Genomic DNA, 1,856 nt, shown 5'->3' with positions numbered 1-1,856 from the left:
ATGATGCCGGGGTCAAAACATAGCGTTTTCTATATACTAACCCCTGCTTGAACCTTGAAAATTTAATATTTCACAGTAGATTTGATATAAGAGCCTTTATTAGCTTAGAATGATTGGTATACTTCTGATTCACATCTAAGCTAATATCGGATTTTGTGCATAGTTACCAAGACCCTTTCGGAATCCAAAGAGCTTTCGGAAATTTAATGCTGCTATTTTGCTTCCAAAGAAAAATTTACCACGTTGTTTACCTCTTGGAAGTTTATCAAGGTGATAATTCTTTCGGATGTTAGCAGGAACGGTTTCTACTCCATTTCTCAACTTTGCTAAGTTACTGAATTCTTCACTCTGCATGTATCTTTGGCTTCTCGCTCTGTTAGATGCATTTTTTGAAGTAATAAAGCTGGCAACTTTTTTATAAATCTTTGGACGGCACTGATCCTGATATGGGCAACCGGCACAATGATTACGCTCAAATGATACTCTGCATTGTCTTGTTGATTTTGTAAAACTCTGGCTTATAGGCTCATGACCTGCGGCACATTTTAACAGACGGGTTCCATCCTCATTAAATTCAAAGTCAGCCAAAGCATCTGGAGCCTCTTTACCTATCAGAGCTGTTGTTATCAGTTTGACATTTTTCTCCTTTGCAAGAGCAATGTTATCCTGTCCGTCATAACCACCGTCTGTAACCAGAATGATTTCTTCTTCAGATTTCTCCATTGCTGAAAGAGATTCCTGAAGAAAATGGCTGTCCGTATGAGTATTTTTATCAAACTGGTAATCCGTTACTACAGATCCATTTTGGCCTACGGTTTCTTCGATGTTGGCAACATAGCCCCTATGCAGTTTGCCGGATTTATTTCTGTATGTGGCATCGGGATCGGACGGATTTTGAAGTGCAGATGAATTCATGGTACCATCTTCCTTTGTTCTCAGACGACGCTTTTCATTTTCAACAACAGTCTGGTCTGAAAGACATCTGACGAAAAGCTGATATTCCGTTACTTCTTCAAAATCTGATTTGCACAGCTCCAGCAGACAGTCACAGTCCGTCAACAACATCTGAATGATCTGGTCCATGTCATCATTTCTCTGATGATAGAAAAGAAGGTTATAATCATTTGCGTCAGTATAACGCTCCAGTTGTGCAGGAAGCTTTTCCGAGTGATTCTTTGAAAGGTAAACAACCAGCTTGGATATACAGGTGTAAATCAGCTCCATACGGCTTAAGAAACGGATGTTGGATTCTATCATAATGGAATCCATGCGACGGATACGTCCATTCAGCTTCATCATCTTAGCAATCTTGTTGCTAAGCTCCTTCACACAATCACGATATAGGTCTACACCATGAAGTGTTTCATAGTCGTAGCATCTTTTACGGAAACGGCTCAGAGTTTTATCTGATATAGGCTGCTCTGCAAAGCTTGTGGTATGCAGTGCGTATTGCAGATGAAGGTCAAGCATCAGATTTTCAACAATTTCGTCATCTGAATAATCAAAAAGTTCCTTAATGATGAGAGCACCTATGATAACATTTACAGGTGCGTTAGGTCTGGATGCCTTATCACTATATAGGACAGCAAAGCGCTCCTCATCTATTGCAGGGAAGATTTCATCAGCAAAAACCTTTGCCCAGGATTTTTCTAATGCTTTTCTTTCGCGCTCAGTGAGCGTCATGAAACTATCATCAAAAGATAACTGCTGGCAATCATTTGTTTTAAAGGACATAGGACATATCACCTTTCAAAAGCTGCCTTTATTATAACGCATGAAAGGCTAAAATGCTTGTAGTTACTGTAAAATATTAAATTTTCAAGGTTCTATTTTGGGGCTTTTGACCCTGGCATCAT

General features: G+C 39.4%; 1 protein-coding gene. It reads right to left on the bottom strand.

What is annotated here, in order from left to right; genetic code table 11:
* Positions 1-135: 135 nt before the first annotated feature.
* On the bottom strand, positions 136-1,734 hold the full coding sequence (locus tag PGZ10_RS16490; protein ID WP_270247651.1) for a transposase: 1,599 nt from the start codon (positions 1,732-1,734) through the stop codon (positions 136-138).
* Between the last annotated feature and the right edge of the window lie 122 nt (positions 1,735-1,856).

Origin of the sequence: Coprococcus sp. AF102-57 (genome assembly GCF_027686195.1) — a bacterium.
GTDB lineage: Bacteria > Bacillota > Clostridia > Lachnospirales > Lachnospiraceae > Allocoprococcus > Allocoprococcus comes.
Note: the sequence above shows the minus strand (reverse complement) of the source record. Positions and strands in the feature narration are given on the sequence as shown.

Coding starts and splice junctions, on each gene's coding strand:
- PGZ10_RS16490 (WP_270247651.1), bottom strand. CDS start 1,734: ATGTCCTTTAAAACAAATGATTGCCAGCAGTTATCTTTTGATGATAGT.